Source organism: Nocardia cerradoensis NBRC 101014 (assembly GCF_000308535.1).
Classification (GTDB): domain Bacteria; phylum Actinomycetota; class Actinomycetes; order Mycobacteriales; family Mycobacteriaceae; genus Nocardia; species Nocardia cerradoensis.
Window position 1 is genome coordinate 1 of record NZ_BAFW01000079.1, and the last position, 17,360, is coordinate 17,360.

The window sequence follows — 17,360 nt, forward strand, 5'->3', positions numbered from 1 at the left end:
ATCGGCCAGGGCCGGGTGACCGCGTCACCGTTCGGCATGGCGTTGGTCGCCGCGACCGTCGCCCACGGTTCGGTGCCGGCGCCCACCATCGTGGCGGGATCCCCCGGGAAGGCGGACCGGACCCCGGATCCCGTGCCCGCGCCGGTGCTGGATCAGGTGAAATCCATGATGCGCGAGACCATTACGAACGGCACGGCCACCAGCCTCGCCGACATTCCGGGCATGCTCGGCAAGACCGGCACGGCCGAATACATCGATGACGCCCACGCGCACGGCTGGTTCGTCGGCATCGACGGTGACCTGGCGCTGGCGGTGTTCGTCGGCGATGCCGGCAGCTCGACGCCGGCGGTCGAGGCGGCCGGACGTTTCCTGCGGAATCAGTAGTAGCGCGCCCCGAAAATGAGTGAAGTTCGTCACATATACTCTCGCTGTATAGCGAACTGATCTCGACCGCATCGCATGGTGGTCACACATATTCCGCACAGATCTCGCTCCGGCGTCAAAGCGGCCCGTCAGGCCCGCTACACTCGTCCGGGAACACGCGCGGGACATGACCCCGCGCGCGGTAAGTCACGGATCGCGGAGAAACTCGGAGTAGTGCCATCGAAACCGGCCAAGTGATCGCAGGGCATTACCGCCTGGTCGAGCGGATTGGTAGCGGCGGCACAGGCGTCGTCTGGCGTGCCGTCGACGAACGACTCGAACGGTCGGTCGCGATCAAGCAGATCCTCACCCAGCCCAGTCTGCCGCCGGGGGAGAAAGAGATCGTGCGTCAGCGCGCGTCTCGGGAGGCCCGCAACGCGGCCCGCTTCCAGCACCCCAACGCGATCGTGGTCTTCGACATCACCGAGCACGAGGGCGATCCCTGCCTGATCATGGAGTATCTGCCGTCGCAGAGCCTCGCCGTGGTGCTGTCCTCGCAGGGGACGCTGCCGCTGCCGCAGGTGGCGCGCATCGGTGAGCAGGTCGCCTCGGCGCTGGTGGCCGCCCATCGCGCGGGCATCGTGCACCGGGACATCAAGCCCGGCAACGTCTTGCTCGGCGACAACGGCACCGTGAAGATCACCGACTTCGGTATCTCCAAGGCCAAGGGAGATGTCAACCTCACCGCCACCGGCCTGATCTCCGGCACCGCGGCCTATCTGGCCCCCGAGGTCGCCCGTGGCGCTGAACCCAGTCCGGCCGCCGACGTCTTCGCCTTGGGCGCAACGCTTTTCCACGCTCTCGAGGGCGAACCGCCCTACGGCACCAATCCGAATCCCCTGGCACTGCTGTACGCCGCGGCCAACGGTCAGCTGAGCCAGCCGCGCAACGCCGGCCCACTCACCGATCTGCTGCTGGATCTGCTCAGCTTCGAGCCGGAGGACCGGCCGAGCATGACCGACGTGCGCGATCAGCTGGCCGATTTCGCGGATCAGGCCGCGGATGCCGAATCGACCCGGATGCTGGCCACCCACCGCGGGGGCGCGCGCCGCCAGGCCACGCGCACCCTGGATCGCCGTACGGCACAGGCGGATATCTCCACCGCGGAGATGATGGCCACCGCGGCGGTACTGTCCGAACCGGAGATGCAGCCGGTCCGGCCCGTCGCGGCCGGCGCGCACCCCACCCGCTCCAATCCGGTGCCCGCCGCCGAGCCGGCGCCCACCCGCAACGCGAAACCGTGGGTGTTCGCCGGTGGTTTCGCCGCCGGTCTGGTGATCGTCGCCGCGGCGCTGTATCTGATGTTCGGCGGCGCGAAGACGGAATCGCCCGGTTCGCAGGCGAATTCGCCGGCGGCGACCGCCACCGCGCAGGCGGGTACCTCGACGCAGAGCGTCGCGGCCGTGGGACAGACCAAGAGCGCCGGTAAGACGGACGTCGGCTCGGCGGCCGGTGTCATCCAGAACTTCTACGACGCCCTCGTCGACCAGAACACCGGCACCGCATGGAATCTGCTCACTCCCGCGGCGCAGCAGGTGTACGGCAGCCAGCAGGCGTTCGCGAGCTACTGGAAGCAGAACCAGATCACCGCGTACAACACCATCGAGGGCGCGCGGGGTGGCGGCAGCAGCGCCAATTCCGATGGCTCGGTGGATATGTCGGTCGCCAGCATCACCTACGGTGGCCAGAACAAGTCGATCGAACTGCGCGTCGTGGTGGGCAGCAGCGGGAAGCTGCTGATCGACAGCGATACGCACTGATCCGGCTGCGGGCGGGTCTCCGCCCACGGGCGGAGGCGTCGATCCGTCCGCGGTAGCTGTTCGCGCCCGGTGCGCTCCCGGTAGTCTCGGGCCGTGAGCACTCGGCAGCTGCTGAACGACGAACGGGCCGAACTGATTACGCTGCTGCGTGATCTGAGCGAAGACGAATGGGAGGCGCCCTCGCTGTGTGCGGGGTGGCGGGTGCGCGACGTGGTGGGGCACCTGCTCTACGACGAGATGTCCCTGCTGGGCTACGCCCGCTTCGCCCTCGGCTACCGGCTGAGCACCGACCGCGTCAACAACGGTCTCGTCGACCGGGCTCGGGATCTCACGCCGGCGCAGCTCATCGAGCGATTCGACAACTCCGGACAGCGCATCACCGGCGTGTGGCCGAGCCTGGGCCTGGCCGACATCCTGGTGCATCAGCAGGACATCCGCCGTCCACTCGGACGCCCCCGTACCATCCCGGCCGACCGCCTGGTCGCGGTGCTGCGCCATCCCGACCCGTTCGCGCGTCCGCGCACCTACACCCGCGGCCTGCGTTTCGTCGCCACCGACGTGGAGTGGTCCGCCGGCACCGGGCCGGAAGTCCGCGGGCCGGGCGAGGCGCTGGCGCTGGCCGCGGTGGGCCGCCCCGCCGCCCTGGAAGACCTCACCGGTGAGGGTGTGGAGACACTGCGCCGGCGCCACGGAGTGTGATGCGCCGCAGCGAACATGGCTTCCCGACGGTTTCGCGGCCCGGATACGGCGTGCCTACCGTCGCAGGCCGTGCATCGGCGAGGCGAGTGCCGGGTCGAAGCGAGCTGGGACGGAATGTCGCTATCGCGCAGCGGTTTCCGTGTCGGCCGTCCAATCGGTGAGTAGGCGCAGGCCGGTCGCGCTCGGAGAATCGGGCTCGACCGTGTGGACGATCAGCGCCTGATCGGGGTCGTCGGGCAGTCTCAGCGTTTCGAAGCCCAGGCCGAGCCGGCCGACCACCGGATGCCGGTAGACGTAGCGGCCGTGGGTCTTGTCCTTCACCTCGTGGCGCGACCACAGCCGCTCGAAATCCGCATCACGCCGCCGCAATTCGTCGATCAGCGCCGCGATGCCGTGGTCGCCGGGATTGCGGGCCGCGTCCAGCCGGAGATAGGCGACGACGTCGGCGGCCTTGGCCGGCCAATCTTCGTACAGTTCGCGCATTCCCTCGTCGAAGAACACCAGCCGCGCCAGATTGCGCTGCTCCGGCGGCAATGCGCCGAAATCGGTGAGCAGCGCGGCCGCCGCACGGTTCCAGGCCAGCACATTCGTGCCGCGGCCGACGATGTAGGCCGGGGCCTCGGAGCTGTCGAGCAGCCGCCGCAAACCGGGCCGCACCTGCTGTGCCGCAACGGGTTCGGTGCCCGACCACGGACGGGCCAGCCGGTACAGGTGGTCGCGTTCGAGCGGATTCAGCCGCAACGCCCGCGCCACCGCGTCCAGCACCGACTCCGAAAAGTGCAGCGTGCGGCCCTGTTCCAGGCGCACGTAGTGATCCACACTCACCCCGGCCAGCAGTGCCAGCTCCTCGCGGCGCAGACCCGGCACCCGGCGGCGGGTGCCGTGCTCGGCCAGACCTACCTCCTCCGGACGCAGACGGGCACGGCGCGATCGCAGGAATTCCCCGAGTTCGGCGCGTCGATCCAGGCTCATGCGGCAAGTATCGGGCGCCCGACCCCGCTCGGCCTGGTCACCGTATGCCCAGGCTCGGCACGCACTGGTAGCCGGCGACACCGGTGACGAATCTGGATTTCGGCGCCGCCACCGGGGCGGCGCGAACGAAGGAGACGCATCGATGAGCACCACTCGCCGCTTCGGCAGCACCGGAATGGACATCACCCCAGTGGGTTTCGGCACCTGGGTGATCTCCGGGCCCGGCTGGCAGTATTCGTGGGGCAGCACCGACGACACCGATTCGGTGGCCGCCATCCGGCACGCCGTCGCTACCGGACTCAACTGGATCGACACCGCGGCCGCGTACGGACTCGGGCATGCCGAGGAACTCGTCGGCCGCGCCCTGGCCGGGATTCCCGAGCGGGAGCGCCCGTACATCTTCACCAAGACCGGCCTGATCTGGGACGACGGCGACGACCCGAACGGCCCGCCGCTGCGGGTGATGCGGCCGCAGACGGTCCGCCGCGAACTCGAGAATTCGCTGCGCCGCCTCGGCACCGACCACATCGACCTGTACCAGGTGCACTGGCCCGATACCGGCGCCCGCTTCGTCTACGGCGCCGAGGGCGAACCGACCGGCGACGCCACGCCGCTCGAGGAGTACTGGCAGCTGATGGCGGACCTGCGCAAGGAAGGCAAGGTACGTGCCGTCGGCCTGTCCAATCACGATGTGCGGCAACTGGATATCGCCGAATCCATCGCGCATGTCGATGCGATCCAGCCGCCGTTCTCGGCGCTCAACCGCGTCGCGGCGCCGGAGATCGCGTGGGCGGCCGCCCACGACACCGGTGTGATCGCCTATTCGCCGCTGCAGTCGGGCCTGCTCACCGGCGCGTACACCGCCGACCGTGTGCTCGCCGCCGACGACTGGCGCCGCGGCTACGCCGAGTTCACCACCGATCTGCCGGTCAACCTCGCCTTCGTCGACGCGCTGCGCCCGATCGCCGCCCGGCACGGCGTCGGGGTGGCGGAGGTGGCGCTGGCCTGGGTCACGGGCTGGCCCGGCATCACGGGGGCGATCGTCGGCGCCCGCACGCCGGCACAGATCGACGGGTGGGCCGGGGCTCGCGACCTGGTACTCACCGCCGACGATCAGGCCGAGATCACCGCCGCGCTGGTCGCCACCGGAGCCGGTACCGGTCCGGTCCGCCCGTGAACCCGTCCGAACGATCGGAGGAGAACACCATGGACCTGCACGTCGTCGCCGAACTGCACGCCCGCCCCGGCCGGGAGGATCGGCTGCGCACCGCCCTGGAGGCGATGATCGAACCGTCGCTCGCCGAACCCGGATGCCTGGACTACCGGCCCTACGCCGACCCCAACGATCCGGCTCGCATGGTGGTGGTGGAGCGCTGGCACGGGCCCGACGCGCTCGAGGCTCATTTCGCGACCCCGCACTTCCGTCATATCGCCGAGGTGCTGGATCTGATCCTGGCCGAGCCGATGACGCTGTATCGCCTGGTGCCGGAATGAGCCGCCGCGGCCGGAGCCGGATGCGGGAGCATGACGCCGCATCCGGCTCGGGCGGCGGATATCCACTGGCGCCGACCCGATAGGCTGGTAGGCGGTCCGGAGCATTCGCTTCGATGTGATGACCAGCACAGACCGGCCGGACAGACAAGGATTTCACACCGCTATGACTAGCCGCATCGAGCTCGCCCGCGTGGATCTGCGCGGACGTACGCCCTCCGCTGCCGAACTGCGCGCGGCACTGCCGCGCGGGGGAGTGGACGTGGACTCGGTGCTGCATCATGTGCGGCCGGTGGTCGAGGCGATCCGTGATCGCGGGGTCGAGGCCGCGCAGGAGTTCAGCGCGAAGTTCGACGGCATCACCCCGGCGAGCGTGCGCGTTCCGGCCGCCGAACTCGACAAGGCCCTCGCCGAGCTGGCTCCCGCCGTGCGCGCGGCGCTCGAGGTGGCCGTCGAACGCACCCGCAAGGTCCACGCCGACCAGCGCCGCACCGACACCACGACCGAGGTGGTGCCCGGCGGCACCGTCACCGAACGCTGGGTGCCGGTCGAGCGGGTCGGGCTCTACGTGCCCGGCGGCAACGCCGTCTACCCGTCCAGTGTCGTCATGAACGTCGTCCCCGCCCAAGCCGCGGGCGTGGACTCGCTGGTGGTCGCCTCGCCGCCGCAGGCCCAGTTCGGCGGACTGCCGCATCCGACGATCCTCGCCGCGGCGAAACTGCTCGGCGTCGAGGAGGTGTGGGCGGTCGGCGGCGCCCAGGCGGTCGCATTGCTGTCCTACGGCGGCACCGACACCGACGGCGCGCAGCTCGCCCCCGTCGACATGATCACCGGTCCGGGCAATATCTACGTCACCGCCGCCAAGCGGCTGTGCCGCGGCCTGGTCGGCATCGACGCCGAGGCCGGTCCCACCGAGATCGCGATTCTCGCCGACGCCACCGCCGATCCGGCGCACGTGGCCGCCGACCTGATCTCGCAGGCCGAACACGATGTGCTCGCCGCGAGCGTGCTGGTCACCGGCAGTGTGGCACTGGCGGATGCGGTCGACGCCGCGATCACCACCCAGCTCGAGGTGGTCAAGCACCGGGAGCGGGTGTCGGAGGCGTTGTCCGGCAAGCAGTCCGGTGTCGTGCTCGTCGACGATATCGAGCAGGGGCTGCGGGTGGTCAACGCCTACGCCGCCGAACACCTCGAGATCCAGACCGCCGACGCGGCCGCGGTCGCCGGACGCGTCCGCAGCGCGGGTGCGGTGTTCGTCGGCGCGTGGTCACCGGTGAGCCTCGGCGACTACTGCGCCGGATCGAATCACGTCCTGCCCACCGCCGGGTGCGCCCGCCACTCCTCGGGGCTGAGCGTGCAGACCTTCCTGCGCGGCATCCACGTCGTCGAATACAGCGAAGCCGCGCTGAAAGATGTTGCCGGACACGTGGTCTCGCTGGCCAATGCCGAGGATCTGCCCGCGCACGGCCAGGCCGTGCAGGTGCGTTTCGAGGCCCTGTCATGACCGCGACCGCCGATATCCCGGGCGCCGCGGCGACCCTCGACGATCTGCCGCTGCGCGAGAACCTGCGCGGTAAGAGCCCGTACGGCGCACCGCAATTGGCGGTGCCGGTGCAGTTGAACACCAACGAGAATCCGCATCCGCCGAGCCGGGCGCTGATCGACGACGTGGCCGAATCCATTCGCGCCGCGGCTGCCGACCTGCACCGCTATCCCGACCGGGACGCGGTGGCGCTGCGCACCGACCTGGCGGCGTACCTGACCCGCCAGACCGGCGTCGCCGTGCAGACCGCGAACGTGTGGGCGGCCAACGGCTCCAACGAGATTCTGCAGCAGTTGCTGCAGGCCTTCGGCGGGCCCGGCCGCAGCGCCCTCGGCTTCGTGCCCTCGTATTCGATGCACCCGATCATCTCCGAGGGCATCGACACCGAGTGGATCGAGGCCGAGCGCAACAGCGACTTCTCCCTCGACATCGACTACGCGGCCGCGGTGATCGCCGACCGCCGCCCCGATGTGGTATTCGTGACCAGCCCGAACAATCCGACCGGACATTCGATCGCCCTCGCCGATCTGGAGCGTCTGCTCGAGGCGGCGCCGGGCATCGTGGTGGTCGACGAGGCGTACGGCGAGTTCTCCGCCGCGCCCAGCGCCCTCGGGCTCATCGACCGGTATCCGGCGAAACTGGTGGTCAGCCGCACCATGAGCAAGGCCTTCGCCTTCGCCGGCGGGCGGCTCGGCTATCTGGTCGCCGCGCCCGCGGTGATCGAGGCGATGCTGCTGGTGCGGCTGCCCTACCACCTGTCGGTGGTCACCCAGGCCGCCGCTCGCGCCGCGCTGCGCCACGCCGACGAAACTCTGGCCAGTGTCGCCGAACTCGCCGCGCAGCGGGAACGAGTGGCCGCGGCGTTGCGGGAGATGGGTTTCGAGGTGGTCACCTCGGACGCGAACTTCCTGTTGTTCGGCTACTTCGCCGACGCCCCGCGCACCTGGCAGCGTTATCTGGACGAGGGCGTGCTGATCCGCGACGTCGGCATTCCCGGCTATCTGCGCACCACCATCGGACTGGCCGCCGAGAACGACGAATTCCTGCGGGTGAGCGAGAAGCTGGTGGCCACCGAGGTGATCTCCCGATGAGTACGGAAGCGAGTATGAATCGAACCGCCCGGGTGGAACGCACCACCCGCGAATCCAGCATCGTGGTCGAGCTGAATCTCGACGGCACCGGCCGGACCGACATCTCCACCGGCGTCCCGTTCTACGACCACATGCTCACCGCCTTCGGTCAGCACGGCAGCTTCGATCTGACCGTGCAGGCCAAGGGCGATATCGAGATCGAGGCCCATCACACCGTCGAGGACACCGCCATCGTCATCGGGCAGGCGCTCGGCGAGGCCTTGGGTGACAAGAAGGGCATCCGCCGCTTCGGCGACTGCTACATCCCGATGGACGAAACCCTCGCCCACGCCGTCGTCGACGTGTCGGGGCGGCCGTACTGCGTTCACGACGGCGAGCCGGAGCGGCTGCTGCACACCGTGATCCCCAGCGCCGGTCCCGGTGCGTCGTATTCCACGGTGCTGAACCGGCACGTCTTCGAATCCATCGCGCTCAACGCCCGCATCGCACTGCACGTGCGGGTGCTGTACGGCCGCGACCAGCACCACATCACCGAGGCCGAATTCAAGGCCGTCGCACGGGCTCTGCGCGCCGCCGTCGAACCAGACCCCCGGGTCACCGGTGTGCCGTCCACGAAGGGAACGCTGTGAAATCGGTTGTGCTGCTGGACTACGGCTCCGGCAATCTGCATTCCGCGGCGCGCGCGCTGGCCCGCACCGGCGCGGAGGTGACCGTCACCGCCGATCCCCAGGCCGCCTTGAACGCCGACGGTCTGGTCGTGCCCGGGGTCGGCGCCTTCGCCGCGTGCATGGCCGGTCTGACCCAGGTGCGCGGGGAGCGGATCATCGGCACCCGCCTCGCCGGGGGCCGGCCGGTGCTGGGCATCTGCGTGGGCATGCAGATCATGTTCGAGCGCGGGGTCGAATTCGGGGTCGAGTCCGAGGGCTGCGGGCAGTGGCCGGGCACGGTGGAACGGCTTCCGGCGCAGGTACTTCCGCATATGGGCTGGAACACCGTGCAGGCTCCCGCGGACAGCGTGCTGTTCGCCGGGATGGCTCCCGAGACGCGCTTCTACTTCGTGCACTCCTACGCGGCGCAGAAGTGGGAGTGGGACGACAACGGCACCATCGCCCCGGCGAAGCTGATCTGGGCCGAACACGGCGGGCCGTTCCTCGCCGCCGTGGAGAACGGGCCGCTGTGTGCCACCCAGTTCCACCCGGAGAAGTCCGGCGACGCCGGTGCGCAGCTGCTGCGCAACTGGGTCGGCTCGCTGTAGGACTACGTCTGCGGCGGCAGCGTGTCGACCCGGCCCGCGAGCCAGCGGCCGTCGATGTTGTCGAGGAACACCCGCAGCTGGGATCGTTCGGGCCGGGGCAGGCCGAGGGTGGCATCGCTGCGTTCGGACCGGTCCACGGTCACCACGACCTGCGAATGTTCGGGGTCGGCCACGTCGGTGCGGCATTCCACCGAATTGGCCTCGGAGCGGACGTGCGCCGAGGTCACGTGTGCGCGCCGATCGGGCGCCGACGCCGCGAACTGGTCGTGGAACGCGCCGGTGGACAACTCCAGGACCCGCCGGTCGTAGTCGTCGTAACCGGCCCAGTCGTAGGTGGTGAACTGGCGCCCGAAATCGCAGGCGGCCAATTGAATCGGGTCGGCGGGGGTCGCCGTCGCCGTGGGCGGCACGAGCATGGCGGCGCCGACGGCCCCGCACGACAACGCGAACATGATGGGCCGCAACGTGATCCGCGACATGGGTGAAGATCCTCTTCGTCGACAACGATGGCAGTACGTGCCCCCGACCCAGGGTACGTACGCGGAAGCCGCCGGTCTGGACCTCCTGCGCACAGTGACACACGCAGACTTCGGATTGCCCGGCGTTGTCCAGCTCAAACGTGTGATGCTCGTCCCCGCAGGCAGTGACCGGCGTCCTATTTGCGCCATCCCGGCACCGCGACGCCAACCGGTAGCCAGTAGGCTGCACACGTGAGTCTTGTGCTGCTACCCGCCGTCGATGTCGCCAATGGTGAGGCCGTGCGCCTGGTTCAGGGGGAGGCCGGCAGCGAAACCAGCTACGGCGCCCCCCGCGATGCCGCGCTGGCCTGGCAGGAGGCGGGCGCCGAATGGGTGCATCTGGTCGACCTCGACGCGGCCTTCGGGCGCGGCTCCAACCGCGAACTGCTCGCCGAGGTCGTCGGTGAGCTGGATGTGAAGGTCGAGCTCTCCGGCGGCATCCGCGACGACGACTCGCTGAAGGCCGCGATGGCCACCGGCTGTGCCCGGGTCAACCTGGGTACCGCGGCACTCGAGGATCCGCAGTGGTGCGCCCGCGCCATCGCCGAATACGGCGACCGGGTGGCGGTCGGGCTGGACGTGCGGATCATCGACGGCGACTACCGGTTGCGGGGCCGTGGCTGGGTGAGCGACGGCGGCGACCTGTGGGAGGTGCTCGAGCGCCTGGAACGCGACGGCTGCGCCCGCTACGTGGTCACCGACGTGAGCAAGGACGGCACCCTGCAGGGCCCCAACCTCGACATTCTGCGGCAGGTGTGCGCGGCCACCGACGCCCCGGTGATCGCCTCCGGGGGCGTCTCCACCCTCGACGATCTGCGGGCCATCTCCGGACTGGTGTCCGACGGGGTGGAAGGCGCGATCGTCGGAAAAGCCTTGTACGCCGGGCGTTTCACGCTGCCCGAGGCGCTGGACGCGGTTCGCTGACGTGACCGCCGCCGTCTCCGACCCGGCCGCGCTGCTCGCGACGGCGAGCGAGATATTGGACGGTGCGGCACCGCGTTTCGTCGAAGGGCTGGGGGCGCCGAGCGCGGTCCAGAAGGGCCGCGGCGACTTCGCCACCGCACTGGATCTGGAACTCGAGCGCACGCTGTCGCAACAGCTGGCCGAGCGCACCGGAATTCCGGTGCACGGTGAGGAATTCGGGGGACCGGAACTGAGTTCGGGCACCGCGTGGGTGCTCGACCCCATCGACGGCACCTTCAACTACTCCGCGGGCCATCCGCTGTCGGCGATGCTGCTGGCGCTGGTGGCCGACGGACAGCCCGTCCTCGGACTGACCTGGCTGCCGCTGCTGGACCGCCGCTACGCCGCGGCGGCCGGTGGCCCGCTGCTGCTCAACGGAAAACCGTTGCCGCCCTTGGAACCCGGCCGACTCGCGGAGTCGATGATCGGCTTCGGCGCGTTCAACATCGACGCCCACGGCCGGATCCCGGGCCGGTTCCGCTTCGACCTGCTGGGTGCGCTGAGCCGGTTGTCGAGCCGGGTGCGCATGCACGGATCCACCGGCATCGACCTGGCCTACACCGCCTCCGGGGTGCTGGGCGGCGCGGTCGTCTTCGGCCACCATCCGTGGGACAACGCCGCCGGAGTGGCGCTGGTACGCGCCGCGGGCGGTGTGGTGACCGATCTGCGCGGCGAAGAATGGTCGATCACCTCGCGGTCGGTGCTGGCCGCCGCGCCCGGGGTGCACGAAGAACTCCTGGACATGATCGACAGCGCCGTCGACCGCGCCTCCGAGCGCAACGAGAATTCGGAAGGGACGCAATGACTCTGGCGGTACGCGTGATTCCGTGCCTGGACGTCGACGCCGGCCGGGTGGTCAAGGGCGTGAACTTCGAGAATCTGCGCGATGCGGGCGACCCGGTGGAACTGGCCGCCGCCTACGACGCCCAAGGCGCCGACGAGCTCACCTTCCTCGACGTCACGGCCTCGAGCGGCGATCGGGGCACCATGATCGACGTGGTGACCCGCACCGCCGAGCAGATCTTCATCCCGCTCACCGTGGGCGGCGGCGTGCGCACCGTCGAGGATGTGGACCGGCTGCTGCGCGCGGGCGCGGACAAGGTGTCGGTGAACACCGCGGCGATCGCGAACCCGGAGATCCTGCGCGAGATGTCGCAGCGCTTCGGCTCCCAGTGCATCGTGTTGTCGGTGGATGCGCGCCGCGTGCCCGACACCGGCTCGCCGACCCCGTCCGGGTGGGAGGTGACCACCCACGGCGGCAAACGCGGCACCGGCATCGACGCGGTGGAGTGGGCGGAGCGCGGCGCCGAACTCGGAGTCGGGGAGATCCTGCTCAACTCGATGGACGCCGACGGCACCAAGGGCGGTTTCGACCTGCCGATGATCAGCGCGGTGCGTGCCGCCGTCTCGGTGCCGATCATCGCCAGCGGCGGCGCCGGCGAGGTCGACCATTTCGCCCCCGCGGTGCGGACCGGCGCCGACGCGGTATTGGCCGCGAGCGTCTTCCACTTCGGCGACCTGACGATTCCGCAGGTCAAAGACGCGATGCGGACCGAGGGCATCACCGTCCGCTGAGGACGAGCAGCACCCTCGGCAGACGCCAACGGCACCGACAGGACAGGTATAACGATGGGTATGAGTTTGGATCCCGCCGTCGCCGCCCGGCTCAAGCGCAACGAGGCGGGCCTGGTCGCGGCGATCGCGCAGGAACGCGGCACCGGCGACGTGCTGATGATGGCGTGGATGGACGACGAGGCCCTGGCCCGCACCCTCGCCACCCGCAAGGCCACCTACTACTCGCGTTCGCGGCAGCAGTACTGGGTCAAGGGCGAGACGTCGGGGCATACGCAGTACGTGCACGAGGTGCGGCTGGACTGTGACGGCGATGCCGTACTGCTGATCGTCGACCAGCAGGGCGCGGCCTGCCACACCGGCACCCACACCTGCTGGGACGGGGATCTGCTGCTCGCCGACGCGACCTGAACCGGTCAGCCGGCCGCGCCGGCCGTGGCTTCGGCGGCCGGCGGGTCGGGCAGTCCGTCGGCGCGGCCGATACCCCGGGACAGACCCGCGTCGAGCTGCGCCACGAGTGCCTCTCCGAGCGCGAGCAACTGGTCGACCTGCTCATCGTCGATGCCGTCGAAGACCAGCCCCCGCACTCCTTCCAGATAGGCGGGAGTGGCCTTCTGTACCTGTTCGAAACCCTCGTCGGTGAGCACCGCGTAGGCGCCGCGGCGGCCGCGCACCGCGTCCCGTCGCGCCCATCCCAGCCGCTCCAGCTTCGTCACCACATGCGACAACCGGGATAGCGATGCGTTTGCCCTGTTCGCCAGTTCGCTGAGTCGCAGGCGATGTCCGGGCTCCTCGGACAGCAGGGCCATCAGAAAGTACTCGAAATGCGTCATCCCGGCTTCGCGTTGCAGCTGGGTGTCCATCGCCGCGGGTAATCGCGTGGTCAGCGCGACCAGAGTCCGCCACGCTCGCCGTTCGGTGGGATTGAGCCATTCCGTCACTTCGCGCCCTCTCTTGCAGCCCAGTGACGTAAATCGCAGTTCACCGTCACTCGCGACCAACAAGTTTGCCACGACTTCGCTCGATGGTCAGCCCGGTTGCCGGTGACGTGACAGCTATCACGCCGGGGCGCGATTGCGACGCTGTCGGGTTCACTCCTTGATATCGCCTGGTGGCCGCGTGGCGTTAGCGGTATCGGGTGCGGTGACCACGCCGGCCTCGGCACGGCGGGCCGAGCGGGCCCGCCACTGTTTGCGTAGCAGTAGCACGAGCAGGATCACGAAGATCGCCGCCGCCACGATGGCGCCGACCAGCGAGGCGCCGCGGAAGCCGGGCGCGTCGACGTCGAGGACGCGTTCCCCGGCGTGTGCGGCGCTGTTGCCGCCCAGCACGATGGTCAGCGTCATCAGATTGGGCAGCGCCACGATCAACGCCAGCACCGCCGCCGCGCCGGCGGCGAATTTGCCGGCTCGGGTGCGCCACACCCGTACCGCGCCCAGCAGGAGCAGCAGGGGGATCAGCGTGCACAGGAAGCCGACCGCCAGCCCCGACCAGATGCCCTGGGCGAAGCTGCCGTGCCCGGACATGCCGGCGATCCGCTGCGCCCACCAGCGCGGAATGAAGGCCGACAGCACGAAATAGGCGACGACCAGCACGATGATGACCGCGAGCAGGCCGAGGGCTCGATTCCGCCACACGGTGGCTCGGGGCTTGGTCCCGGAGTTCGTGAGGGAGCTCGTCGATGTCATGAATCCAGCGTATGCGCGGTGCGCGCGCCGACGCCGGGAGAATCGCGCCGTGTCACGGCGTCGATGCGCCCTCACCAGGGCGAAAGGGGGCGCACCCGAAGGCGAGCCGGGGTGTGTCGAGCGGGCGTTTCAGGACCGGTGCTCGCGCAGGGCGGCCAGCGCGGCGTCGGCGTGGACGTTGGCGCGCAGTTCCCCCGAGATCACCGCGAGGACGGTGCGGTCGGTGTCGATCACGAAGGTCTGGCGCTTCACCGGCAGGAAGTTGCCGAGCAGACCGCCGATCGCCCCGGAACGCTTGACGCCGAACCGTTCCGCCACCGCACCGTCGCGATCGGACAGCAGCGGATAGCCCAGGGTCTGCGACTGGGCGAAACCGGCCTGGGTGTCGACCGAATCGGTGCTGATTCCCGCGCAACTGGCGCCCAGGGCCGCGAATTCGCTTGTCAGATCACGGAAATGGCAGGCTTCCGCGGTGCACACGGGGGTGTTGGCGGCGGGGAAGAAGAACAGCGTCAGCGGTCCGTCGGCCAGCAACGAATCCAGCGACCGGACGGTGCCGGTCTGGTCGGGAAGTTCGAACCCGGGTGCGCGCTGGCCTTTTTTCACAATCGCGAGGGTACCGGTCGGCACCCTCGCCCGGTACCCGTCGCGGACCGCGTGTGGGTCGCGACGGGGCCAGGGAATCTCGGTTGCGGCCGACTGGAATGATGAGCGATATGCACGGCGCCGCATTCGACCGTCCGGAAACCGCAACCACCACCACCCGGGACCAGTTCCGCGTGCTGGCGGCCGCGCACCGCGTGGTGCCGGTGACGCGCAAGGTGCTGGCGGATTCGGAGACCCCGCTGTCCGCCTACCGGAAGCTGGCCGCGGACCGGCCGGGCACCTTCCTGCTGGAGTCGGCCGAGAACGGTCGTTCGTGGTCGCGCTGGTCGTTCATCGGCGCCGGCAGCCCCACCGCACTGACGGTCGTCGACGGCCAGGCGGCGTGGCTGGGCGCCACACCCGCCGACGCACCGGCCGGCGGTGACCCGCTGGAGGCGCTGCACGACACCCTGGAACTGCTGCGCACCGAGCGCCTGCCCGGCCTGCCGCCGCTGACCGGCGGCCTGGTCGGCTATCTCGGCTACGACATCGTGCGCCGCATCGAACGACTGCCGGAGCTGACCACCGACGATCTGCGGGTTCCGGAGATGGTGCTGCTGCTCGCGGCGGATCTGGCCGCCTTCGACCATCACGAGGGCGCGATCACGCTGATCGCCAACGCGGTGAACTGGAACGGCACCGACGAACGCGTGGACGAGGCCTACGACGACGCCGTCGCCCGGCTCGACCGGATGACCGCGGCGCTGGCCGCGCCCGCCGAATCGACCGTCTCCGTCTTCGACCGTCCCGAGCCGGACTACATCCGCCGCCGCACCAGCGAGGACTTCGGTGCGGGCGTGCGGCGGCTGGTCGGCGAGATCGAGGCCGGCGAGGCGTTCCAGGTGGTGTTGTCGCAGCGGTTCGAAATGGACTTCGACGGCGAACCGCGCGACGTCTACCGGATGCTGCGCGCCTCGAATCCGAGCCCGTACATGTATCTGATGCACATTCCCGACGGCGCGGGCGGCACCGCGTTCTCCATCGTCGGCTCGAGTCCGGAATCGCTGGTGACGGTGAAAGACGGTGTGGCGACGACACATCCGATCGCCGGCACTCGGTGGCGCGGCGCCACCGAGGAGGACGACGTGCTGCTCGAGAAGGATCTGCTCTCCGACGAGAAGGAGAACGCCGAACATCTGATGCTCGTCGACCTGGGCCGCAACGATCTGGGCCGGGTGTGCGAACCGGGGACCGTGCGCGTCACCGAATACCGCCACATCGAGCGCTACAGCCACGTCATGCATCTGGTGTCCACGGTCACCGGGCGGCTGGCGGCCGGTCGCATCGCCCTCGACGCCGTGCGCGCCTGCTTCCCGGCCGGCACGCTCTCCGGTGCGCCGAAGGTGCGGGCGATGGAGTTGATCGAGGAGAACGAGCCCACCCGCCGCGGTGTCTACGCCGGGGTCGTCGGCTACCTCGACTTCGCCGGCGACGCCGATACCGCGATCGCGATCCGCACCGCGCTGCTCAAGGACGGCATCGCCTATGTGCAGGCCGGTGCCGGCATCGTCGCCGACTCCCAGCCCGACTACGAGGACGAGGAGTCGCGCAACAAGGCGATGGCCGTGCTCAAGGCCGTCGCCGCCGCGCGCACCGTGCGCACCTTCACCCCCGAACCCGACGGCACTCTGCTATGAGCAACCCGGAATCCGATCCAGCCCAACGACATTCGCCGGACCGCCCGGAAGGCACGGCCGCCCGGGCACGAACGGCACGTCGCCCACCGCGGCGAGCCCCCGGCGGTCCGATGCCGGCAGCTCCGCCGCCGATCGCGCGCCGGTTCCACCGAGCGCCGACCGCGATCCGATCCGTTCCGGCCCGGGTGACGAAGGTGCGGGCGCAGATGCCGCCGCGGCTGGACGGCGCGACGACCCGTCCGCCCCGCGGACCGGCGACGGTGACCCCGACCGCTACGTTCCCGAGACCGATACCGGTGAGGCCGAGAACCCGCCCGCGAGACGCGCCCGCCCGGTGCTGCCGGTCCTGCTGCTCGCGATCGGCGCGGCCGCGCTGTGGGGCTCCTCGCGCATGACCTGGGTGACACTGCGGTCCTCCGACGGTCTGACCGAACCGCGCACCCAGCATCTCGACGGCGGTCTCTGGTTCGGCGCGCTGACGCCGCTGGCGCTGGTGCTGCTGGCATCGATCGCGGCCGTGTTCGCCACCAAGGGCTGGCTGCGCCGGCTGATCGGCGTCGTGGTGGCGCTGGTCGCCGCGGTCGCCGCGGTGCCCGGCCTGGCCCTGCTGACCCAGCACGGCAAGCTCGCCGAACGCGCCGCCCGGCTCGCCGAACTGCCCGCCCGCGCACATGTCGACGCGGCGACGGCGGCCACCTTCCCGGCCGCGCTCAGCGTCGTCGGTGCGCTCGCGGCCTTCGCCGCCGGAGTGCTGCTGGCCCGTATGCCGGAAACGACGGCCCGCATGTCGGGCAAGTACGACAACCCGGTGTTCCGCCGGGCCGCCGCCGCCGAACAGGTCGCCGAACTGCGCCGCACGGGCGAGACGTCGTCGGCGGCGAAGGCCGCCGACGCACCGCGCCCGGCGACGCCGGCCTCACCTCCGCATCCGGAGCCGGAGTCGGGCGAACTCTCGCAGCGCGTGCTGTGGGACGCGCTCGACGCGGGCGCCGATCCGACCGACGACGAGGCGGGCCGATGAGCGCTTTATCACGGCGCGCCGGGCGGCAGGCGTCACACCCCGCCGTCGGCTCGGCGAACACCTCCATTTACTCTTTATCAGC

Annotated in this window: 20 protein-coding genes; 15 read left to right on the top strand and 5 right to left on the bottom strand. The window is 70.1% G+C overall.

Annotation, left to right across the window (positions count from 1 at the left end):
- From ON23_RS09205 to ON23_RS09215, 3 genes are all read left to right on the top strand, one after another.
- Positions 1 to 384, top strand: a 384-nt coding sequence (locus tag ON23_RS09205) for a penicillin-binding transpeptidase domain-containing protein (RefSeq protein ID WP_039777510.1), incomplete at its 5' end; no start/stop codon positions are given.
- A 233-nt stretch (positions 385 to 617) separates the two neighbouring features.
- Positions 618 to 2,183, top strand: coding sequence for a serine/threonine-protein kinase (locus ON23_RS09210; RefSeq protein WP_039777511.1), 1,566 nt, complete (start codon positions 618 to 620; stop codon positions 2,181 to 2,183).
- A gap of 93 nt (positions 2,184 to 2,276) precedes the next feature.
- Positions 2,277 to 2,882: a maleylpyruvate isomerase family mycothiol-dependent enzyme gene (locus ON23_RS09215; RefSeq protein WP_039777512.1), complete on the top strand. Its 606-nt coding sequence runs from the start codon at positions 2,277 to 2,279 to the stop codon at positions 2,880 to 2,882.
- A 120-nt stretch (positions 2,883 to 3,002) separates the two neighbouring features.
- Here the strand turns inward: ON23_RS09215 and ON23_RS09220 are convergent, their stop codons facing one another.
- The gene (locus ON23_RS09220) at positions 3,003 to 3,854 is read right to left on the bottom strand and encodes a helix-turn-helix transcriptional regulator (protein ID WP_039777513.1); all 852 of its coding nucleotides are present in this window, start codon (positions 3,852 to 3,854) and stop codon (positions 3,003 to 3,005) included.
- Between the two features lie 142 nt (positions 3,855 to 3,996).
- On the opposite strand from ON23_RS09220, the gene ON23_RS09225 reads away from it, so the two are divergent.
- The 6 genes from ON23_RS09225 to hisH all read left to right on the top strand — a co-directional run bounded on the left by ON23_RS09225 (position 3,997) and on the right by hisH (position 9,234).
- Entirely contained in the window at positions 3,997 to 5,031 is a 1,035-nt protein-coding gene (locus tag ON23_RS09225) for an aldo/keto reductase (protein WP_039777514.1), read from the top strand.
- 29 nt (positions 5,032 to 5,060) lie between these two features.
- Positions 5,061 to 5,348: a putative quinol monooxygenase gene (locus tag ON23_RS09230; protein WP_039777553.1), complete on the top strand. Its 288-nt coding sequence runs from the start codon at positions 5,061 to 5,063 to the stop codon at positions 5,346 to 5,348.
- Between the two features lie 163 nt (positions 5,349 to 5,511).
- Positions 5,512 to 6,849, top strand: coding sequence for a histidinol dehydrogenase (gene hisD / locus ON23_RS09235; protein ID WP_039777516.1), 1,338 nt, complete (start codon positions 5,512 to 5,514; stop codon positions 6,847 to 6,849).
- Positions 6,846 to 7,979 (top strand): histidinol-phosphate transaminase, encoded by a 1,134-nt coding sequence (locus ON23_RS09240; protein WP_039777518.1) that lies wholly within the window; start codon positions 6,846 to 6,848, stop codon positions 7,977 to 7,979. The genes hisD and ON23_RS09240 overlap by 4 nt, the downstream gene beginning before the upstream one ends.
- Positions 7,976 to 8,608 carry an imidazoleglycerol-phosphate dehydratase HisB gene (gene hisB, locus ON23_RS09245; RefSeq protein WP_030514645.1) on the top strand — a complete coding sequence of 211 codons (633 nt, stop codon included), beginning with the start codon at positions 7,976 to 7,978 and terminating at the stop codon, positions 8,606 to 8,608. The genes ON23_RS09240 and hisB overlap by 4 nt, the downstream gene beginning before the upstream one ends.
- Positions 8,605 to 9,234: an imidazole glycerol phosphate synthase subunit HisH gene (gene hisH / locus ON23_RS09250; protein WP_039777520.1), complete on the top strand. Its 630-nt coding sequence runs from the start codon at positions 8,605 to 8,607 to the stop codon at positions 9,232 to 9,234. Before hisB ends, hisH begins: the two co-directional genes overlap by 4 nt.
- A gap of 2 nt (positions 9,235 to 9,236) precedes the next feature.
- On the opposite strand, the gene ON23_RS09255 is transcribed toward hisH, so the two are convergent.
- A complete protein-coding gene (locus tag ON23_RS09255; protein WP_039777521.1) occupies positions 9,237 to 9,713 on the bottom strand; it encodes a hypothetical protein in 477 nt (158 codons plus the stop codon).
- 231 nt (positions 9,714 to 9,944) lie between these two features.
- On the opposite strand from ON23_RS09255, the gene priA reads away from it, so the two are divergent.
- From priA to hisI, 4 genes are read left to right on the top strand one after another with little or no spacing between them, the layout of a single operon-like run.
- Positions 9,945 to 10,676, top strand: a complete 732-nt coding sequence (gene priA, locus ON23_RS09260) for a bifunctional 1-(5-phosphoribosyl)-5-((5-phosphoribosylamino)methylideneamino)imidazole-4-carboxamide isomerase/phosphoribosylanthranilate isomerase PriA (RefSeq protein WP_039777523.1) — start codon at positions 9,945 to 9,947, stop codon at positions 10,674 to 10,676.
- Position 10,677: 1 nt separating this feature from the next.
- Complete coding sequence (locus tag ON23_RS09265) at positions 10,678 to 11,520, top strand: inositol monophosphatase family protein (protein WP_039777525.1); 843 nt, start codon at positions 10,678 to 10,680, stop codon at positions 11,518 to 11,520.
- Complete coding sequence (hisF, locus tag ON23_RS09270) at positions 11,517 to 12,290, top strand: imidazole glycerol phosphate synthase subunit HisF (RefSeq protein ID WP_039777527.1); 774 nt, start codon at positions 11,517 to 11,519, stop codon at positions 12,288 to 12,290. The genes ON23_RS09265 and hisF overlap by 4 nt, the downstream gene beginning before the upstream one ends.
- A 60-nt stretch (positions 12,291 to 12,350) precedes the next feature.
- A complete protein-coding gene (gene hisI / locus ON23_RS09275) occupies positions 12,351 to 12,698 on the top strand; it encodes a phosphoribosyl-AMP cyclohydrolase (RefSeq protein WP_036500517.1) in 348 nt (115 codons plus the stop codon).
- A gap of 5 nt (positions 12,699 to 12,703) precedes the next feature.
- Here the strand turns inward: hisI and ON23_RS09280 are convergent, their stop codons facing one another.
- The 3 genes from ON23_RS09280 to ON23_RS09290 form a co-directional block, all read right to left on the bottom strand.
- A complete protein-coding gene (locus ON23_RS09280) occupies positions 12,704 to 13,228 on the bottom strand; it encodes a MarR family winged helix-turn-helix transcriptional regulator (RefSeq protein WP_245555921.1) in 525 nt (174 codons plus the stop codon).
- Between the two features lie 150 nt (positions 13,229 to 13,378).
- Positions 13,379 to 13,975 (bottom strand): hypothetical protein, encoded by a 597-nt coding sequence (locus ON23_RS09285; protein WP_039777529.1) that lies wholly within the window; start codon positions 13,973 to 13,975, stop codon positions 13,379 to 13,381.
- Between the two features lie 129 nt (positions 13,976 to 14,104).
- The gene (locus tag ON23_RS09290) at positions 14,105 to 14,581 is read right to left on the bottom strand and encodes a peroxiredoxin (protein WP_039777555.1); all 477 of its coding nucleotides are present in this window, start codon (positions 14,579 to 14,581) and stop codon (positions 14,105 to 14,107) included.
- A 98-nt stretch (positions 14,582 to 14,679) separates the two neighbouring features.
- Between ON23_RS09290 and ON23_RS09295 the strand changes: the two genes are divergently transcribed.
- Positions 14,680 to 16,257, top strand: coding sequence for an anthranilate synthase component I (locus ON23_RS09295; protein WP_373282180.1), 1,578 nt, complete (start codon positions 14,680 to 14,682; stop codon positions 16,255 to 16,257).
- A gap of 334 nt (positions 16,258 to 16,591) precedes the next feature.
- Positions 16,592 to 17,278 carry a TIGR02234 family membrane protein gene (locus tag ON23_RS09300; RefSeq protein ID WP_039777530.1) on the top strand — a complete coding sequence of 229 codons (687 nt, stop codon included), beginning with the start codon at positions 16,592 to 16,594 and terminating at the stop codon, positions 17,276 to 17,278.
- Positions 17,279 to 17,360: the final 82 nt, after the last annotated feature.